Annotated in this window: 16 protein-coding genes; 9 read left to right on the top strand and 7 right to left on the bottom strand. The window is 71.9% G+C overall.

The window, feature by feature from the left end:
- Window positions 1–100 precede the first annotated feature (100 nt).
- A complete protein-coding gene (locus AB0I42_RS31170) occupies window positions 101–892 on the top strand; it encodes a TetR/AcrR family transcriptional regulator (protein ID WP_357542965.1) in 792 nt (263 codons plus the stop codon).
- On the opposite strand, the gene AB0I42_RS31165 is transcribed toward AB0I42_RS31170, so the two are convergent.
- The gene (locus AB0I42_RS31165; protein ID WP_357542963.1) at window positions 840–1238 is read right to left on the bottom strand and encodes a nuclear transport factor 2 family protein; all 399 of its coding nucleotides are present in this window, start codon (window positions 1236–1238) and stop codon (window positions 840–842) included. The two genes, AB0I42_RS31170 and AB0I42_RS31165, sit on opposite strands and share 53 nt — an antisense overlap.
- 230 nt (window positions 1239–1468) lie before the next feature.
- On the opposite strand from AB0I42_RS31165, the gene AB0I42_RS31160 reads away from it, so the two are divergent.
- The 4 genes from AB0I42_RS31160 (at window position 1469) to AB0I42_RS31145 (ending at window position 6191) form a co-directional block, all read left to right on the top strand.
- Window positions 1469–2374, top strand: coding sequence for a DUF559 domain-containing protein (locus AB0I42_RS31160; RefSeq protein WP_357542960.1), 906 nt, complete (start codon window positions 1469–1471; stop codon window positions 2372–2374).
- A gap of 374 nt (window positions 2375–2748) precedes the next feature.
- Window positions 2749–3813, top strand: a complete 1065-nt coding sequence (locus AB0I42_RS31155) for a glycosyltransferase family 2 protein (protein ID WP_357542958.1) — start codon at window positions 2749–2751, stop codon at window positions 3811–3813.
- A 1-nt stretch (window position 3814) separates the two neighbouring features.
- Window positions 3815–5662 (top strand): glycosyltransferase, encoded by a 1848-nt coding sequence (locus AB0I42_RS31150; RefSeq protein WP_357542956.1) that lies wholly within the window; start codon window positions 3815–3817, stop codon window positions 5660–5662.
- A 148-nt stretch (window positions 5663–5810) separates the two neighbouring features.
- A complete protein-coding gene (locus AB0I42_RS31145; RefSeq protein WP_357542954.1) occupies window positions 5811–6191 on the top strand; it encodes a VOC family protein in 381 nt (126 codons plus the stop codon).
- A gap of 19 nt (window positions 6192–6210) precedes the next feature.
- Here AB0I42_RS31145 and AB0I42_RS31140 read toward each other — a convergent pair whose 3' ends face one another.
- Entirely contained in the window at window positions 6211–7443 is a 1233-nt protein-coding gene (locus AB0I42_RS31140) for an APC family permease (protein WP_357542952.1), read from the bottom strand.
- 116 nt (window positions 7444–7559) lie between these two features.
- Between AB0I42_RS31140 and AB0I42_RS31135 the strand changes: the two genes are divergently transcribed.
- Window positions 7560–7862, top strand: coding sequence for a hypothetical protein (locus tag AB0I42_RS31135; RefSeq protein ID WP_357542950.1), 303 nt, complete (start codon window positions 7560–7562; stop codon window positions 7860–7862).
- A gap of 53 nt (window positions 7863–7915) precedes the next feature.
- On the opposite strand, the gene AB0I42_RS31130 is transcribed toward AB0I42_RS31135, so the two are convergent.
- Window positions 7916–10333 (bottom strand): M14 family metallopeptidase, encoded by a 2418-nt coding sequence (locus tag AB0I42_RS31130; RefSeq protein ID WP_357542948.1) that lies wholly within the window; start codon window positions 10331–10333, stop codon window positions 7916–7918.
- A 149-nt stretch (window positions 10334–10482) separates the two neighbouring features.
- A complete protein-coding gene (locus AB0I42_RS31125; protein ID WP_357542946.1) occupies window positions 10483–11085 on the bottom strand; it encodes a TetR family transcriptional regulator in 603 nt (200 codons plus the stop codon).
- A gap of 92 nt (window positions 11086–11177) precedes the next feature.
- Between AB0I42_RS31125 and AB0I42_RS31120 the strand changes: the two genes are divergently transcribed.
- Window positions 11178–12794 carry an MFS transporter gene (locus tag AB0I42_RS31120; protein ID WP_357542944.1) on the top strand — a complete coding sequence of 539 codons (1617 nt, stop codon included), beginning with the start codon at window positions 11178–11180 and terminating at the stop codon, window positions 12792–12794.
- Window positions 12795–12798: 4 nt separating this feature from the next.
- Here the strand turns inward: AB0I42_RS31120 and AB0I42_RS31115 are convergent, their stop codons facing one another.
- Entirely contained in the window at window positions 12799–13584 is a 786-nt protein-coding gene (locus AB0I42_RS31115; RefSeq protein WP_357542942.1) for a YaaA family protein, read from the bottom strand.
- A 142-nt stretch (window positions 13585–13726) separates the two neighbouring features.
- Window positions 13727–15025, bottom strand: a complete 1299-nt coding sequence (locus tag AB0I42_RS31110) for a hypothetical protein (RefSeq protein WP_357542940.1) — start codon at window positions 15023–15025, stop codon at window positions 13727–13729.
- A gap of 182 nt (window positions 15026–15207) precedes the next feature.
- Between AB0I42_RS31110 and AB0I42_RS31105 the strand changes: the two genes are divergently transcribed.
- Window positions 15208–16107, top strand: a complete 900-nt coding sequence (locus tag AB0I42_RS31105; RefSeq protein ID WP_357542937.1) for an LLM class flavin-dependent oxidoreductase — start codon at window positions 15208–15210, stop codon at window positions 16105–16107.
- A gap of 349 nt (window positions 16108–16456) precedes the next feature.
- Window positions 16457–17068: a hypothetical protein gene (locus AB0I42_RS31100; protein WP_357542935.1), complete on the top strand. Its 612-nt coding sequence runs from the start codon at window positions 16457–16459 to the stop codon at window positions 17066–17068.
- Between the two features lie 58 nt (window positions 17069–17126).
- Here the strand turns inward: AB0I42_RS31100 and AB0I42_RS31095 are convergent, their stop codons facing one another.
- Window positions 17127–17597 (bottom strand): GNAT family protein, encoded by a 471-nt coding sequence (locus tag AB0I42_RS31095; RefSeq protein WP_357542933.1) that lies wholly within the window; start codon window positions 17595–17597, stop codon window positions 17127–17129.
- Between the last annotated feature and the right edge of the window lie 454 nt (window positions 17598–18051).

The following is an 18051-nucleotide window of genomic DNA, read 5'->3' as shown; positions in this document are numbered from 1 at the left end:
AGATAGCTTTATGCCATAAAGAAATACTCGGCAGGCAACCATACACCCCCGGGAGCAACGCGTGGTGGTATTCGTCGGACAGGGCGACGCACGGCGATCCATGACCCTGCTGTGGCGCGCCGACCGCACCGAACCCACCCCCGCCCGCCCCGGCCGGCGGCCGGGCCTGACGATCGACGAGATCGTCGACGCCGCCATCGCGCTGGCCGACGCCCGGGGCATGGCGGCCCTGTCGATGAACGCGGTCGGGGAACGGCTCGGCCGCACCGGAATGGCCCTCTACACGTACGTCCCCGGCAAGGCCGAACTCGTCGACCTGATGTACGACCGGGTGCTCGCCGAGGTGCCGACCGACCCGCCCGGCGGCGACGACTGGCGGGCCACCCTGACCACCTGGTCGGAAAGCCTCTGGGAGTTCTACCTACGCCACCCGTGGATGCTCCAGATCTCGCACGCCCGGGCGGTGCTCGGACCGAACGAGTACACGATGCTGGAGACGGTCGTCGGCATCCTGGCCGGCAGCGGCCTGCCGGCCCCCACCCTCTGGCGCACCGTCGGCTCCCTGCTGCACTTCGTACGCGGCGTGGCCCGGACGATCGCCGAGACCCGGCAGGCGCCCGGCGCCACCGGTGTCCCCGACGACCAGTGGTGGTACGCCCGCTCCGCCCTGCTCGACGAGGTCGCCCCCGACTTCGCCGAGCGGTTCCCGACCATCAGCCGGCTCGCCGAGGAGCGGGCCTTCGAAATGGCCGACGAATCCGTGCCCTACCTGGAGCAGGAAGCCCGCGAGACGTTCCACATCGGACTTTCCGTCTTCCTCGACGGCATCGAAACGCGGATCAGGCGCCCGCCGGCGAGTCCGGGTCCGGCCGGGCCGCCAGCGGGCCGCTGAACACCACCAACTGGTCGATGCGGTCGTCGCGTACGTGCACCATGTCGACGCCGTCGAGCACCACCGCGCCGCTGGCGTCCCGGTAGGCCCAGGCGTACCTGGCCCACTCCCCCGGCGCGTCGACCGCGCTGGTCCGCACCATGCGCCCGGGTCCCCGCCCGTGGCCGCGCAGATACGTCACGAAGTTCTCCAACGCCATCAACCCCTGGGTACGCCCCAACGGCCCCCAGAACGTGACGTCGCGAGTGAACGCCCCGGCCAGCAGCTCGGACATCCGGTCGCCGGACGGGGTGTTGAAGGCCGTGAGAAAGGTGTCCACCAGCCGTTGCGCCGGATCATCATGCATCCACTGGTCATACCACCGACCCGCCGGCGGCGCCCGCGCCGGGGTGCCGGTCACGCCCGGGCGGGGTGCCGGCCGCGCCCGCGCCGGGGTGCCGGGCGCACGGCGGGCCAGGGTGCCGGCCGCGCCCGCGCCAGGGTGTCAGCCACGCCCTGCGCCGGGGTGTCGGCCGCACGGCGGGCCAGCGGGCCAACGGGCCAACGGGCCAACGGGCCAACGGGGATGCTCGCCGGATGCCGCGTGTCGCTCAGGTCCCCAGGGAACTCGCCTTCCTGCCCTTCCGCGCAAGCCGGGCGATCGTCAGCGGCCTGCTCACCAAACGGATACTGCGCGGGCGGTCCTGGCACCGGCTGCTGCCCGATGTCTACGTCCATGCCGACGGCTACCAGCCCGACGACCACCGGATGTGGTGCGACGCGGTCGCGTTGACCCTGCCACCGGGCGCGGCCATCGGCGGGCGCAGCGCCGCCTACCTCTGGGGCGTGAATCTCCTTGATCGGCAAAGTCCCGTTGCGGTCGTGCTGCCGGGCAACTACCGGCCCCGCGGGCACCAGCGCATGGCAGCCAGCTACCAGCGACTGACCGGCGACGACATCACCCGCTTCGCGAACCTGCCGATCACCACACCGACCCGCACGGCGTTCGATCTCGGCCGCCTGCTGCCCCGCGTCGACGCCGTCGTAGCCGTCGACGCGCTGCTCGCCCGACGGCTCGTCCGGGTCGACACCCTCGCCGGCTATCTCGCCGCCCACCCACCCTGCCCCGGAATCAGGCAACTCCGGCAGGTGCTCGCCCTCGCCGAGCCGCACAGCGGGTCACCGATGGAGACCAGACTCCGACTCGTCCTGATCGACGGGGGTGCCCCACGTCCGGTCGCCCAGCACGAGGTGCACGACCACCGGGGCCGGTTTGTCGGCCGCGTCGACCTGGCCTATCCGCAGTGGCGGATCGCCATCGAGTACGAGGGCGACCACCACCGGGAACGCACCCAGTTCCGCCGCGACATCGCCCGGCTCAACGACCTGCGCGCCTGCGGCTGGCTCGTGCTGCGATTCACCGCCGACGACGTGCTCCGGCACCCGGACCGGATCATCGCCCTGGTGCGCCAGGCCATCGCCGAGCGCGGGCGCCCCGCCTGAAGCGGCGGGCAGCCATGTTGATCTGGGCGGCTGAGACCTTATCCAGCCCCCGTAAGGTCTCTGCCGCCCAGATCAACAACGGGGCACGCCACGGCGCGGGCGCGCGGGCGGCCGTCGGGCCGCCCACACGCGGCCGCCAACGCGGGCGGCCACCCACACTCGGCCGCCAGCATGGGCGGCCGCCGGGGAGCGCGGGCAGCCGCCAGCGCAGGCAGTCGCCATGTGTGGTTCGCCCAGTCGCCACCTGGCGTTGAGCCGGCGCTACCGCTCACGTCGTCCACCGCCCGGATGCTGTCCGGCGACCGGCCCCGTGGCCCGCCAATCGTGCGGGATCGGGACAACCCCGACGCGACACCAGCCGGAGGGCGGCGCCCATGCCCCTGTTGAGCCTGATCGTCCCGGTGTACCGGGTCGAGGACTACCTCGCGCAGTGCCTGGACTCGATCTTCAACCAGTCGTTCGCCGAGCGGTCGCCGGACGAACTGGAGGTGATCGCGGTCGACGACGCCTCCGACGACGGCTCCGCGAAGATCCTCGCCTGGTACGCCGAACGCCACGGCAACCTCAAGGTCGTCACCCTGGAACGCAACGGCGGGCTCGGCGCCGCCCGCAACACCGGCATCGACCACGCCACCGGTCGTTACGTGTGGTGCGTCGACAGCGACGACTGGCTGCCCGACGGCACCCTCGACGCGGTCGCCGAGCGGGTCACCGCCACCGACCCGGATCTGCTCGTCACCGGCTACGCCCGGGTCTACCCCGACCGGCCGGCCGAGCACCATCCGGTCACCGACGCCGGCGCCGACCTGCCCGAGACGTTCACCTTCGCGCAGCGCCCGAAGCTGCTCGACATCCTGTGGATCGCCTGCAACAAGGTGATCCGCCGGGACTTCCTGACCCGGTACGGCCTGCGTTTCGGCCCCGGCTGGTACGAGGACGTCGCGTTCGTGCTGCCGGTGATGCTCGCCGCGGAACGGATCAGCGTGCTCGACCGGTACTGCTACGCGTACCGGCAGCGACCCGCCGGCGCGATCACGTTCACGGTCAGCGAGCGGCACTTCGAGGTCTTCGACCAGTGGACGCGGGTCTTCGACTTCCTCGACACCGACCCCGGCCGATACGGCGCACTGCGTCCGCTACTCTTCCAGCGGATGATCTGGCACTGCTTCCAGGTGCTCGGCCACGAGAGCCGGGTGCCCCGGTCGATGCGCCGGGCCTACTTCGCGCGCCTGACCGAGCAGTACGCACGCCACCTGCCGACCGGCGGCGCTCCGATACCGCCCGGCAACGACGGCGTCAAGCAGCGGATGGCGGCGGCGGGTGCCTATCGTCTGTTCGAGTTGTCGATGACCGCATGGCAGTTGCGGAACCGGATGTCCGGTCAGACCGGTCAGCCGGGCACCCGCCGGCCGGCGGTGGCTACGGGAGGAACAGGCTGACATGTCGCGGGAAGACGCCCGGTCCGGTCCGGATCACCAATCCCCGGGCGCCGGCCCGTCCGGCTGGCGGCTGCTCGGCGCGCCGCCGCCCGAGCGCGAGGAGCGGATCAGCCGTACGGTCGGGTTGCGGGTCCTGCGGCTGCCCGGCTCGCGCCGGGTGCTGATCGTCGCCGGTTCCGTCGACCGGCTGCGGGAACTGGCCGCCGACCCGTTCGCGGTCACCCCGTTCCGGGTCGTGACCGTCGTGGTGGCCTGGTGGCGCCGGCCCCGGCAGGGCTGGTCCGGGGCGATCGGCCCGCTGCCCCGGGTGCTCAGCCACCAGGTGTCCTTCCCCCGCCTGCGGCGCGGCTCCGCGACGGTCACCGTACGGCTGGCCCAGGCGCTGCCGCTGCGCGAGATCCTGCGGGCGGTGCTGCCGGCGGTCGGGTCGGCCAGCCCGCTGCCGGCACCGGTCAGCGCCGACCTGACCAGCCACGGCCGGCCACCGGCCTACCTGCCGGCGACGGGGGCGGTCGCCCTGCGGGAGTTGCCGCTCAGCAGCGACATCCGGGCCCATGACGTGGTGCTCGAACACGACGGTCCGGCCCCCCGCGACGGCTACGGCGACGACGGTCCGCCGTACGGGATCGGTTTCCGGACCGGCCCGCACGGCCTGACCGCCCCGGCGGCGGTGCTGATCGACGCACGCCGGATCAACCCGCGCGGCCGGCGGGCCGACGCCAACCGGCCGGACGCCCCCCGGGTACGCCTCGACTTCGGCCCGGCCGGCCGCGGCCTCGGTGGCCGGCTGAACGGCACCGGGCCGGACGCGACGACGTTGGCGACCCTGCGCCAGGTCGGTGTGGTGGAGTGCCCGCAGGTGCCGGCGACCGCTCCGGTGGAGACGGCGGCGCTGCTGGTTCAGCTCGCCGCGACGGGCGCCGTGCTGCACGCGCCGAAGCTGCCCGCCCCGGTCGCCGACCTGATCGTGCCGGAGTTGCGGGACATCATCACCGGCCCGGCACCCGCCGGTGACGAGCTGGCGATGGAGGCCCGCAGCGTACGCCAGCGCCGGGCCGCGCTGCGCGGGCACGCCACCGACTTCGCGCTGCCCCGGATCGCCGCCGGCCGGTTCCCCGAACTCGGCCGCCCGCCGACGGTGAGCGCGCTCCTGGCCACCCGGCGGCCGGAGATGCTGGCCGGGGCGCTCGACGCGATCATCGGCCAGACCTACCCGGAGCTGGAGATCGTCCTCTGCCTGCACGGGATCGAGCTGCCGGCGGAGATCCGGGCCCGGCTCGCCGGCTGCGGCCGGCCGGTCGAGATCCTGGAGGTGCCGGACACGATCAGCTTCGGCGAGGCACTCGGTGCCGCGACCCGGCGGGCGAACGGCACGCTGGTCACCAAGTTCGACGACGACGACAGCTACGGCACCGAGCACGTCTGGGACCTGGTCCTGGCCCGGCAGTACTCGGGGGCGACGCTGGTCGGCAAGGGCAGCGAGTTCGTCCACCTGGAGACGCTGGGCATCACCGTACGGCGGCCTTCGGGTGTGTCGGAGGCCGACGGCGAACTCGTCGCCGGCGGCACGATGCTGCTCGCCAGGGGTGACCTGGAGGCGGTCGGCGGCTGGCGTCCGGTGCCCCGCTCGGTCGACTTCGGGCTGCTGGAGCGGCTGCGGCAGGCCGGCGCGGTGATCTTCCGGACGCATCCGCTGGGCTACGTCTACCACCGCCGCGACAGCGGGCACACCTGGGATCCGGGCCAGAACTACTTCCTCGAGGCGGCCCACACCCGGTGGACCGGCATCCCCGAGGACGCGTTCGCCAACCCGCCCCAGCCCGCCGGCGAGCCGCTCGCGCTGCACTGACCCGCATCGGGTGGTCGCCACCCGGCGACCACCCGTCCGTCCACTCTCGAACGGCCTCCGGCGGGTGCGCGGCCCACTGCGCGGGTACGGCGACGCCGCCGGGTACGGTGACGCTGCCCGGTACCGCCGCCGCCAGGAGGAGGAGCGAATGACCGCCGTACCGTCCCTGACCTTGTCGGGTGTCGTGCTCGGATCGCCGGACCCGCAGGCGCTCGCCGCCTTCTACCAGCGGCTGCTCGGCTGGTCGGTGGAGCAGTTCGAACCGAACTGGGTCAAGCTGCGATCGCCCGAGGGTGGGGCGGGACTGTCGTTCCAGACGGAGTCCGACTACCGGCGGCCGACCTGGCCGGCCGGCCCCGACGACCAGCAGATGATGGTCCACCTCGACATCGCGGTCGACGACCTCGACGAGTCCGGCGCGCACGCGGTCGCCGCCGGGGCGACTCTCGCCGGCTTCCAGCCGCAGGACGACGTACGGGTCTATCTCGACCCCGACGGTCACCCCTTCTGCCTGTTCCTGCGCGACTGACCGGCGCCGGCGCCGGGTCTCAGCGACGGGTGCGGCGGACCAGGTAGAGCAGCGCACCGGCGGCGACGACGGCGGCACCGGTCAGCACCGACGACAGCGGCAGTGCCACCGCCAGCACCAGGCAGCCGACCAGGCCGACGGCCGGCACCAGCCGGCGCCGGCCGAGCGTCCAGGCGGACGCGTTCGCGACGGCGTAGTAGAGCAGCACCCCGAACGAGGAGAACCCGATCGCGCCGCGCAGGTCGACGAGGGCGACCAGGACGGCGACGACGAGTCCGACGGCGAGGTCGGCGTGGTGCGGCACCCCGTGGCGCGGGTGCACGGCGTCGAGGGCGGCGGGCAGGTGCCGGTCGCGGGCCATCGCGAACGCGGTCCGGGAGACGCCGAGCACCAGGGCCAGCAGGGCGCCGGCGGCGGCGAGCGCGGCACCGGCCCGGATGACCGGGGCCAGCCAGGACGCGCCCGCGACGGTCACCACCTCGGCCAGCGGCGCGGCCGCCGCCGCGGTGCGCTCGGGTCCGAGTACGAGCAACAGGGTGACCGCGATCGCGGTGTAGACGACGAGGGTGACGCCGAGCGCGGTGCCGACGGCGCGGGGGATGGTGCGGGCCGGGTCGGTGACCTCCTCGCCGAGCGTGGCGATCCGGGCGTAGCCGGCGAACGCGAAGAACAGCAGTCCGGCGGCCTGGAGCACGCCGGGCGCCGGGAACGGTCCGGAGCCGAAGACCCCGCCGGCCGGCCCCGGCGTGCCGGCGGCCCCGACCAGGCCGGCGACCACGACCGCCACCAGCACGGCCAGCACGACGGCCACGATGACCCGGGTCGCGGTGACCGAACGTTGCACGCCGTGCCAGTTCAGGGCGGTGACGGCCAGTACGGCGAGGACGGCTGCCGGCCGTTCGAACCCGGGTACGGCGTAGGCGGCGAAGGTGAGCGCCATGGCGGCGCAGGAGGCGGTCTTGCCGACGACGAACGACCAGCCGGCCAGGTAGCCCCAGAACGGCCCGAGGCGCTCGCGGCCGTACACATAGGTGCCGCCGGACAGCGGGTAGCGGGCGGCGAGGCGGGCCGACGAGGCCGCGTTGCAGTAGGCGACCAGTGCGGCCAGGGCCAGCGCGACGAGCAGCCAGCCGCCGGCGGCGGCCGCGGCCGGCGCGAACGCGGCGAACACCCCGGCGCCGATCATCGCGCCGAGGCCGATCACGACGGCGTCGGGCAGGCTGAGTCGCCGGGCGAGCCGGTTGTCGGGCATGACGTCATTGCAGCACCGGCGGATCAGGGCCGTACGGGCGGGGCGGCCGAAGCGGATCGATCGGTCTGAGTACCCGGGCTGATCCGGTCCGGCGGGCGTTGATTAGGTTTGCCGGTATGGCTATTTCCAGGCGGGGCCGGATCGTCCTGCTCGTACACGCCGCCGTCGTGCTCGTGCTGGTGCTGGCGTTCGTGGTGATCGACGCGAACAGCGGGCCGGACGCCAACATCGGTGCCGGGCTCGTCGGCCTGCCGCTGCTCGCCCTCGGGGTGCCGTGGTCGCTGTTCTACTTCGCCGACCCGTACGCCTTCGACGACGTGGCGGCGCCGCTGCGGCTGCTGGCGATCGCCGGCCCGGCGGTGCTCAACGTGGTCCTGCACGCGCTGGTCTGGTGGCTCGTCGGCCGGCGGCGGGCCTGACGCCGAACGGGGTGCGGCCGGCCGGTGGTCCGCCGGCCGGCCGCATCCGGTGATCAGGGCTTCGGTACGTTCAGGATCCGCTCCTGCACCGCCTCGGCGTTGCCGGAGATGTCGACCGAGAACCAGCGCACCGTGGTCTTCGCGCTGATGGTGATCTGCTCGGCGCCCTCCCGGTAGCCGGCGAAGCCGAGCTTCGCCGACGAGGTGGTCGGCTCGGACCCGTCCAACGTGTAGTAGATGTTGGCCGGCTCGTCGACCTTGAAGGTGAAGGTCGTGGTGCCGGGGCCCTTGCCCTTGACGAGCAGTTCCGACGTCGGCTTGCTCTGGTCGGCCGCGTACTGCTTGGCGACCTCGAGGATCGCGATCTGGCCGTTGGCGAACTCCATCGCCTCCTGGTGGCCTTCGGCGAAGTCCGGTTGGAAGCCGACCGGCTGCCACCGGTTGGTCGCCGGGTCCCAGACGTCGGCGCCGACCTCGAAGTTCCAGGCGATGATGTCGTGGTTGTACCAGTGCGCGTCGGCGCTGTTACCGGCCGCCGAGTAGAGCACGTCGGTGACCGGGCCGGTGCGTCCGGGCCAGATAGCCGTACCGCGCCACGCCTGGACCGCGCTGAGGATCTTCGTCGAGGCGTTCCAGAAGTAGTTCTCGGTGCCGTAGTCGGGGCGCGGCAGCACCTCACGGCCGGCCGACTTGTAGGCGCCCGGTGCCCACATGAAGTAGCCGCCGTAGGAGTGGGTGTTCATCGAGAACTTGATGTTCGGGAAGGTTTCGACCAGCCAGTCCTCGTTCTTCGCCTCCGGCTCGGACTGCTCGGCCGGGCCGGCGTACGAGCCGGAGGTGCAGCTCGACGACGCGCCGGAGTAGCCGTCGAACAGCGAGCCGACGTCCTGGTTGCGGTTGAGGTCGACGCCCCACGCGTTGCGCTGGGCCGGGTCGGACCAGACGGCGTCGCAGTGGTTGGTCAGGTTCTTCCGCTGGCCGTTGAAGTCGTACATGCTGTAGTGCCCGCCGTCGGGGTTGATCACCGGCACGACGAAGATGTCCAGCCCGTTGACCAGGTTGCGGGTCTTGGTGTCCAGCTCGTAGTTGCGCACCAGCCGCTCGGCGGTCTCCAGGCAGGTGATCGGGGTGACCCACTCCCGGGCGTGCTGCTGGCAGAAGAGGTAGACGCCGGGCTTGGAGCCGTCGCGGGCCCGGCCGATCCGCAGCGCCTTGGTCTGGAACGGCTCGCGGGAGATGTGGGCCGGGGCGTTCAGGTTGTCGCTGAGCCGGCTGGTGCCGACCGGGCGCACCACGCCGGCGCCGGCGTTGCCCCGGTAGGTGGCGGCGGTCAGCAGCGCCGAGGAGGCCTGGTCGCCGTTGAGGGCGGCGACGACCTGGGCGGCGGTGCTGGTGACGGCGCCGGAGCCGTCGGTCGCCAGCGAAACCACCACGGTACGGCCGTTGACGAGGACGGTCAGCGGCTGGCCGGCGGCGCCCGGGTCGATCATCGAGATCGTGGTGTCGTTGCCGCCCTCGTGCCCCCACGCCTTGGTGGTGACGTAGAAGGTGTTGTCGGTGGCGGAGCCGAACTGCGCCTGCGCCTTACGGCGGTAGCCGTTGGTCAGGTACGGCAGGTCGATGATCTGCGTGATCTTGGGGAACTCCTCGGACAGCGACACGATCCGCTCGGTGATCTCGGTCGGGTCCATGTAGCGGTCGATGAAGTCGGTGAGGTAGTGCGGTCCCGGTGCCGGTCGCGGGTTGCCGAGCCACTTCGTCACCGGCGCCTTGGCGGTCCCGCCCCGGTTGCTGGTGAAGGTGACCCGGGCCGGTTGCGCGGTGTTCAGCGCGAGCGGTGCGGAGAACCGGTGGTACATGTACTGCCCGGCGTCGCTGAACCGGGTCATCGTCGCGGTGCCGCCGGAGGCGGGCGGGGTGTCCTTGCCGGTGTCCCAGCTCGCGGTCAGCACCGTCTGGGCGTCGGTCGCGCTCGACTTGACCTCGAACGACAGGAAGCGCTTGCCGTCGAGGCTGGTGAACCACTCGGCCCGCAGCACGGTCAGGGTGTCCGTCTCGGCCTCGGCGGCCTCGGCCGAGGCGATCGCCGCCGCCCGGTCGGCGACGTTCTCGGCATGGTCGGTCTGGTCGGCGATGGCGTCGCGTACGTCGAAGCCCATCTCCCGCAGCGCGGTGCTCTCCGGCGGGCTGAGTACGGCGTGCACCTCGATGCCGCCGGGCACCGGCTTGCTGTATTCGGTGAGGTCGACGCCGAGCGCGTTGAGCTGGTCGATCTGGGCCTGGTCGGTGGCGACGACCCGCATGAGGGCGACGCCGTTCTGCTCGAAGGTGGACTTGCGCTCGGGCTCGACCTGCCCGTCCGCGCCGGGCGGGGTGGCCAGGCTGGGCAGGGCGGCCATGCCCAGTAGGGCGGGGATCGTGAGCAGTGCCAGCAGGCGGCTCACCCGGGACCGTCTTGCGCGACTTCTCATGCGGGCTCCTCCGGTTAGAGGCGTGCGGCAGCCCCGCCCGGTGCCGAGGGAAGCGACTTTCCCCGGTGTGCTGCCGGCGCGGCCCCACTCGAAGCGGGGCTGCGCCGAAGTTTCCGCCCGACTTCAGCCCTTGTCAATATCCATGATCATCACATTTCCGGCATGCCGGTTACCACGTCACCACTCCGGGTGGTTTTCTCGGCCGGCCGACCGACGAGTGCGGTCAGGGCGGTTTCGAGCATGTCGGGATCGGGCGCCGCACCGGTCACCATCGCCTGGAGGATGACCCCGTCGAGCAGGGCACCGACCGCTGCGGCCGGCCCGGCCCCGATCAGCGGCGTGAGCAGGGTACGGATCTCCCGCAGCCACAGCCCGGCCAGTTCGCGCAGCTCGTCGTTGCGGACGGCGGCCAGGTAGAGCTCGTACTCCAGCAGCATTCGCTTCCGGTCCCCGACGGCCAGCCCGGTCATCCAGACCAGGGCACCGACCAGGTCCCGCCCGTCGCCGATCTTCCCGGCCAGGTCGCGGATCTCGCGGCGGACCCGCTCGGCGGCCTGCTCCAGCGCGGCGGCGACCAGGTCGGGCAGGGTCGGGAAGTAGTAGGTGGTGGAGCCCAGCGGTACGCCGGCCCGTTCGGCGATCGCGCGGTGGCTGGTCCGGGCGATGCCGACCTCGATCACGAGTTCGAGGGCGGCGTCGAGGATGGCCTGCCGGCGACCCTGCGGGTCACGCGCGCGGCGACCAGAATTCATCGGCACTCCCTGCCCCGCTACTGTACGGTCGTACATGTACGACCGTACAGCAACATGCGCCGATCCGGCGCGGAGGATCGGAGTCCCCAGGAATGCGCGACAGGCTGACGCCGGCCGCCGACACGAGCACGGACGCGGGCGCGGGTTGGCGGGAGTGGACCGGGCTCTTCGTGCTCATGCTCCCGGTCCTGCTGATCTCGGTCGACATGACGGTCCTCGGCTTCGCCGTACCCAAGCTCAGCGCCGACCTCGACCCGTCCAGCACCCAACTGCTGTGGATCGTCGACATCTACTCGTTCATCCTCGCCGGCCTGCTGGTCACCATGGGCAACCTCGGCGACCGGATCGGCCGCCGCCGGCTGCTGATGATCGGCTCCGTCGGGTTCGGGGTGGCGTCGCTGGTCGCCGCGTACGCCCCCGACCCCGCCACCCTGATCGCGGCCCGCGCCCTGCTCGGCGTCGCCGGCGCCACCCTGATGCCGTCCACGCTCTCGCTGCTGCGCAACATGTTCACCGACGAGCGGCAGCGCCTGCTGGCCGTCGCCGCCTGGGGTTCGGCGTTCAGCGCCGGCTCCGCCCTCGGCCCGCTGATCGGCGGCTGGCTCCTCGAACACTTCTGGTGGGGCTCGGTCTTCCTGATCAACCTGCCGGTGGTCGCCGTCGCCCTGCTCGCCCTCCCCCTGCTGGTGCCCGAGACCCGCGACCCGGCACCCGGCCGCTTCGACCTGCCCGGCGCCGCCCTGTCGCTGCTCACCATGCTGCCCACCGTCTACGGCATCAAGACCCTCGCCAAGCGGGAGTCACCGCTGGTCGCCGTCGCGACGATCGCGGTCGGCCTGGTGTTCGGCTACCTGTTCGTACGCCGCCAGCGCGCCATCGCCGACCCGATGATCGACATCTCGCTCTTCCGCATCCGTCGCTTCAGCGCCGCCATCGCCACCAACCTGCTGGTGGTCTTCGCGCTGATCGCGGCGATGTTCTTCCTTCCGCAGTACCTCCAGTCGGTCGCCGGCATCTCGCCGCTGCGCGGCGGCCTGCTGCTGCTACCCGGTGCCCTGCTCTCCATCGTCGCCGGATTCACCGCCGCCGCCACCGCCCGCCGGGTCGGCATGCAGCGCCTGATCAGCGCCGGGATCACCATCTGCGCCCTCGGATTCGCCGTCATCCTGCTGCTGCCGTACTTCGACGGAGCCATGATCGTCACCGTCTCGTTCGCGATCACCAACGTCGGCGCCGGCCTGGTCATGACGCTCACCAACAGCATCGTGCTCTCCGCCGTGCCACCCGCCCGCGCCGGCGCCGCCGCCGCGGTCTCCGAGACCGGGTTCGAACTCGGCGGCGCCCTCGGCGTGGCCGTACTCGGCAGCGTCCTCGCCACCACCTACGCGGCGCGGCTGCCCGACATACCCGGGGTCGCCGGGACGGCCATGGACGACGCCCGGGAGACCATCGGCGGCGCCGTCGCGGTCGCCGCCGAGACCGGCGGTACGGCGGGCCAGGTCCTGCTCGACACCGCCCGGGACGCGTTCACGTTCGGGGTGCAGGTGACCAGCGCCGTCGGCGCGGTGCTGCTGGCGGCCACCGCGGTGCAGGCCTGGTTCCTGCTGCGCCCCGCCGCCGTCCGGCCGTCCGCCCCGGCCGCCCCGGCCGCTGACCGAAAGCCCGCCGCTGACCAGCAGCCCGCCGCTGACCGCAACCCGGCCGGGTGACGGCTCAGGGCTGGAGACGGACGCTCAGGCCCTTGCCGCCGAACTCCTCGCACACGAACACCGGCTGGCCCGGCCGGCTCGCCCCGGCGTCGAACCGGTAGCCGATCTCGTCGAACTCCTCGATCCCGGCCGCCGCGTCGACCCGCCGGGTGACCAGCCACCGGGCGAACGCGCCACGGGCGATCTTCGCGTGCACGGTCACGAACTTCGGCTCGCCCGACTTCGGGTCGACGGTCAGGAACTTCGGCGTGACCAGCCGGGCCGCGTCGACGTACGACGTCACCGTACGGCTGTATTCGACGGCGGCCAGGTTGACGATGAGCCCGGTCGCCGGGACGCAGCGCGCCACCGCGTCGCCCCAGAAGTCGTACAGGCTGCCGTACTTCGGCCCGGGCAGCTTGTAGCCCATCTCCAGCCGGTAGGGGCGGATCCCGTCGTACGGGCGCAGGATGCCGTAGAGCCCGGACAGGATCCGCAGCCGCTCGTCGGCGTACTCCCGGTCGGCTTCGGACAGGTCACCGATCCGCAGGCCGCTGTAGATGTCACCGATGAAACTGTGCACCGCCGGCGACTGGTGTTCCGGCACCGCGTCCCACCCGGCGATGACCTCGTGCGTCTTCTCCGCCAGCGACTCCGACAACTGCATCACCTCGGCGAGCCGCGCCGGGGGCAGGGTCTTCAGGTAGCCGGCCAACTCCTCGGCCCGGTCCACCAGTGCGGGCGTGCCCAGCGGCATCCCGTCGCGCGGTGCCGCCCGCATCGCCTTCGAACTGTGGATGAGAATCATCATCGCCGGACCACGAGCCCTTCCATCGCCTTTGTCCGGCCCATGATGGCATCCTCGCGGTTCCGGCCGGCGACGCCGCCGGCCGGGACCGCCGTGGTGCCCTGGCGCGCGGCCGGCCGGCACCACTACGCCGGCTGGCCGCGGCTCACGTGCCGTTCCGCGGCCTCTTGGTCTCCCGGCCGCCGTCGTTGCTCAGCTTCCGTTTCGTAGCCCCGGTGGGGGTCACGATCTCGACCTCGGACTGATCCTCGGGCTCGTCCTCGGACTCACTCTCGGACTCGGGCTCGATCTTGGCCTTCTTCGCCGAACGGCCGCCGTCCTCGGCCGCCTTCCGCTTCGTGGGCCCGCCCGTCGGCTCCTTCCGGAGTTGCTTGACCTGCGTCACGGTCAGCTCCCGCTTCGTCACCAGCGGTTCGCCGTCATCGCCGGTGTCCGAATCGGAGTTGTACTCGTCGGTGACCGAGTTCAACTTCTGCGCCTCGCCCTTCGTGCGACCCCGGCCGGACAGCGCCATGATGTAGTTCGGGCAGGCGTACAACAGCGTCACGTAGGTGTTCGGAATCGCCCGCTCGATCCGGTCGGCCAGCTCCGTCACGTCCCGGTCGACGTACTCTTCGATGTCGATGTTGGCCGCCTCGCTCGGCCAGTACGGCCCGGGGCGCACCCCCCGCCCCTGGAACAGGTCGAGGTAGCAGGCGACACACGGCCGCTTCACGCCCGCGATGTGCGTCGGGGTGACCCCCACCGCCCGGCTGATCCGGCGCTCGGCGTGCAGTCCCTCCTCGCCGCCCGCGCACACGACGACCTGCTCGGTGAGGGTGGCGCACACCAGGGGATAGTCTTCGTCCCACCCCGTCGACTCGTCGAGGATCCGTAGGCGCAGCTTCGCCCGGTGCCGCTCCTCGCGCTCGCTGAAGGTCAGCGCGGTTCCCGGTACTCGACCGAGCCGGTCCAGTTCGTCGAGGATCCGGGTGACGAACTGCGTACCGGTCTTGTACCTTCCGGCGATCCTGGCCAGTTCGGTGTTGCCCTTCCCGCTGTTGGCGGCGATGTACAGCGCTCCATCATGGACGGCGGCCTGCACCTCGACGGGGTTGAGGTCAAGGTGGTTCAGGTACTTGAACACCAGGGTCGAGATCCACCGCAGCGCCTGCCCCTCGCGGTCGGAGCCGTACGAGCGCGGCTCGACGACGTTGTCCGAGTCGGCGTAGAAGTCGGCCAGCTTCCCCTTCTTCAGCCCGAGTTCGGCACCGGCCTCGCCCTCGGTGGTCACCCGGTGAAGGGTCACTCCCATCTGCGGGATCGGCGCGTCCCTGGTCTCGTCCCAGGTCGCCTTGGCCCCCTGGAGATGCCACCGCCGACGGCGAAACTCGTCGTAGAGCTGCTCGATGAATCGGGCCCGGGCCCGGGCCGGCGAATCCGTCGTCTGGGCTGGCTGGGTCATGCCGATCTCTCCCCGGATCAGAGGTTCCGCGATACGGAACCGTGCGCGTCGCCACAACCAATCACCCGCCGGCCCCGGACGGGACAGATACGTTTGATTCCCGACTCAGCACATGTCCACCGGCCGACGCCGGCACGCGTACGATCACGGTGACCGTCCGCAACCGCCGGGGCAGGTGCCAGATGACCGATTACCGACACGACCTGCTCTTCGGGACGTTCCTCACCCCGAGCGCCCGGGACGCCGAACGGGTCGTCGAACTGGCCCGGCTCACCGAACAGGTCGGGCTCGACCTCGCCACCGTGCAGGACCACCCCTACCAGGCCAGGTTCCTCGACACCTGGACCCTGCTGTCGGTGATCGCCGCCCGCACCACCACGCTGCGGGTCTCCCCCAACGTCGCCAACCTGCCGCTGCGGCCGCCGGCCGTACTCGCCCGCAGCGTCGCCACCCTCGACATCCTCACCGGCGGCCGGGTCGAACTCGGGCTGGGCGCCGGTGGCTTCTGGGACGGCATCGCCGCCCTCGGTGGCCCGAAACTCGACGGCGCCGAAGCGGTCACCGCCCTGGAGGAGGGCATCGCGGTCATCCGGGCCATGTGGGCGGCCGGCGGCCCGACCGTACGCCTCGACGGCACCCACCACCGGGTACGCGGCGCCCACCCCGGCCCGGCACCCGCCCACGACGTCGGGATCTGGCTCGGGGCGTACAAGCCACGCATGTTGCGCGTCACCGGACGGCTCGCCGACGGATGGCTGCCCAGCAGCTCGTACACCGGCCCCGAGACGCTGCCCGCGCTCAACCGCGCCATCGACGATGCGGCGGAGAGCGCCGGCCGGGCGCCCGCCGACGTACGCCGCCTCTACAACATCGGGGGCTCCTTCGAGGGCACCGGCGACGGTTTCCTGCGCGGGCCGGCCGCCGTGTGGGCCGAGCAACTCGCCGAACTCACCCTCGACCAGGGAATGAGCGCCTACATCCTCGCCAGCGACGACCCGGACCAGATCCGCCGGTACGCGGCCGAGGTCGTACCCGCCGTACGCGAACTCGTCGCGGCCGCCCGGTCCGGGCCGGCCGCCTGAGCGACCTACGGCGGTCGTGGATCTGAGCGTCAGCGACCTTTCCCGACGCCGGTAAGGTCCCTGCCGCTCAGATCAACGTGCGGTCGGCCGCCGGAATGCGCGGGGACGGCCGGTGGTTGCACATGGCCGCGGCCGGTGAAGTGCCCGCCGGAGAGCGCCAAGATCCCCGGCATAGGTGACACTCCCGGCACGTGAACCGGGTCGGCTGGAATGCCACCGCGACCCGATCCGTTACACCCTGTCCGCACCCGTTCACCAGCGCGGTGCGGGTCCCCCGCGTGCGAGGCAGACGTGGGTAGCGGCCGTCCCCCGGCCGTCACACATCCCCCTCGAACAAAGGACATCCCCCATGACGAAGTTCGCGACGTACACCCGAACCGCACTGCTGGCCACCGCCGGCCTGGCCCTCGCCGCCGGCCTGGCCGGCCCCGTCACCGGCGACCCGGCGACCACGCAGACCGCACCCTCGGTGGTGCAGTCCGCGCCGGCCTTCCTCGCACCGGACACGGCGGACAAGCCGACCGTCGAGCAGCTGATGCCGCTGGGCGAGCCGACGAACCAGTCGAGCTTCGCCCCGAGCGCGGAGCAGATGGACAACGCCCGCAAGATCGTCGACGCGGGTAAGGACATGGACCTGCCGCCGCGGGCGTGGACGATCGCGATCGCGACCGCGTTGCAGGAGTCGAAGCTGGAGAACCTGGGCCACCTGGGCGAGCGGAACGACCACGACTCGCAGGGCCTGTTCCAGCAGCGGCCGTCCAGTGGTTGGGGCACGGTGGCGCAGATCACCGACCCGGACTACTCGTCGAAGGCGTTCTACAAGGGCCTCACGCAGGTCGACGGCTGGGAAGAGATGCCGCTGACCGTGGCCGCCCAGACCGTGCAGGTCTCGGCCTTCCCGAACCACTACGCGCAGTGGGAGAAGATGGCCGCCGACATCGTCACCGACGTCACCAAGTGACGCTTACGCACGCGTGGGCGCCGTCCATCCGGACGGCGCCCACGTTCGCGTCTCCGGCTCATTCACCGAGCACCAGCAGCACGTGCTCGTCCGCGCCGTGCCGCACCGATCCGGTACGGGTGAAGCCACATCGTTCCAGCAGCCGGATCGACCCGGTGTTCCCGATGTACGGATCGGCGTAGAGCGGGCGGTTCCGCTCCCGCGCGAGGAACAGGGTGAGGGCCCGCGTGCCTATGCCGCGTCCCCAGAACCGTCGGCCGAACCAGTAGCCGATGAACCGCCGGTCCCCTTCCCACCAGGCGACGGCGTTGCCGGCCAACTCGCCGTCGACGGTGACCGCCTGCACGAACACGGTCGGATCCCCGAGCACCCGCGTGGCCCAGTGCGTCATGAACCGCTCCCGCCCGCGCGGCGGAAAGTTCGACCGACGGGTCGCCTCCGGATCGTGCTCCTGCTCGAAGAAGACCGGCAGATCGGCCTCCTCGACGTCTCTCAGCCGTATGTCGCCCGGCGACACCTCGCTGCCCATGCGGTCGAGTCTCGCACCGGGGGCCGACAGTTCCGCACCGCGAATCCGGACATCCGACGCTTTGCCGTCCGGTGGTGACGTCTGCCCGGGGGCCGATCGGCGGAATGGCCGGCGGGCGCGGGTCGTTGTACATGACCGCGGCCGAGGTGGCACCGCTGCGGTGCCCCACCCGATCGTGCCGCGCCCGATCCGGAAGATCCCCCAGCCGGATGTCGCCGGGCCGGAATGGTCCGGGGTGCGGGTGCGTTACACCCGGTCCGGACGTGAGCAGCACCCCCGCCGCGTCGCGTCCGCCACAGTTTTGCCCCGCGTGAGAGGCATGCGTGAGGGCGGCCATCGGACAACCCCCTGTCCAGGTGGCCACCATCCCCCTCGAACAAAGGACACCCCCGATCATGACTGTCTTCGCCACGTACACCCGCAAGGCCCTGCTCGCCACCGCCGGCATCGCCAT

It is taken from the genome of Polymorphospora sp. NPDC050346 (genome assembly GCF_040655695.1).
GTDB lineage: Bacteria > Actinomycetota > Actinomycetes > Mycobacteriales > Micromonosporaceae > Polymorphospora > Polymorphospora lycopeni.
The sequence above is the reverse complement of the archived record's forward strand: the minus strand, read 5'-3'. Positions and strand labels throughout refer to the sequence as shown.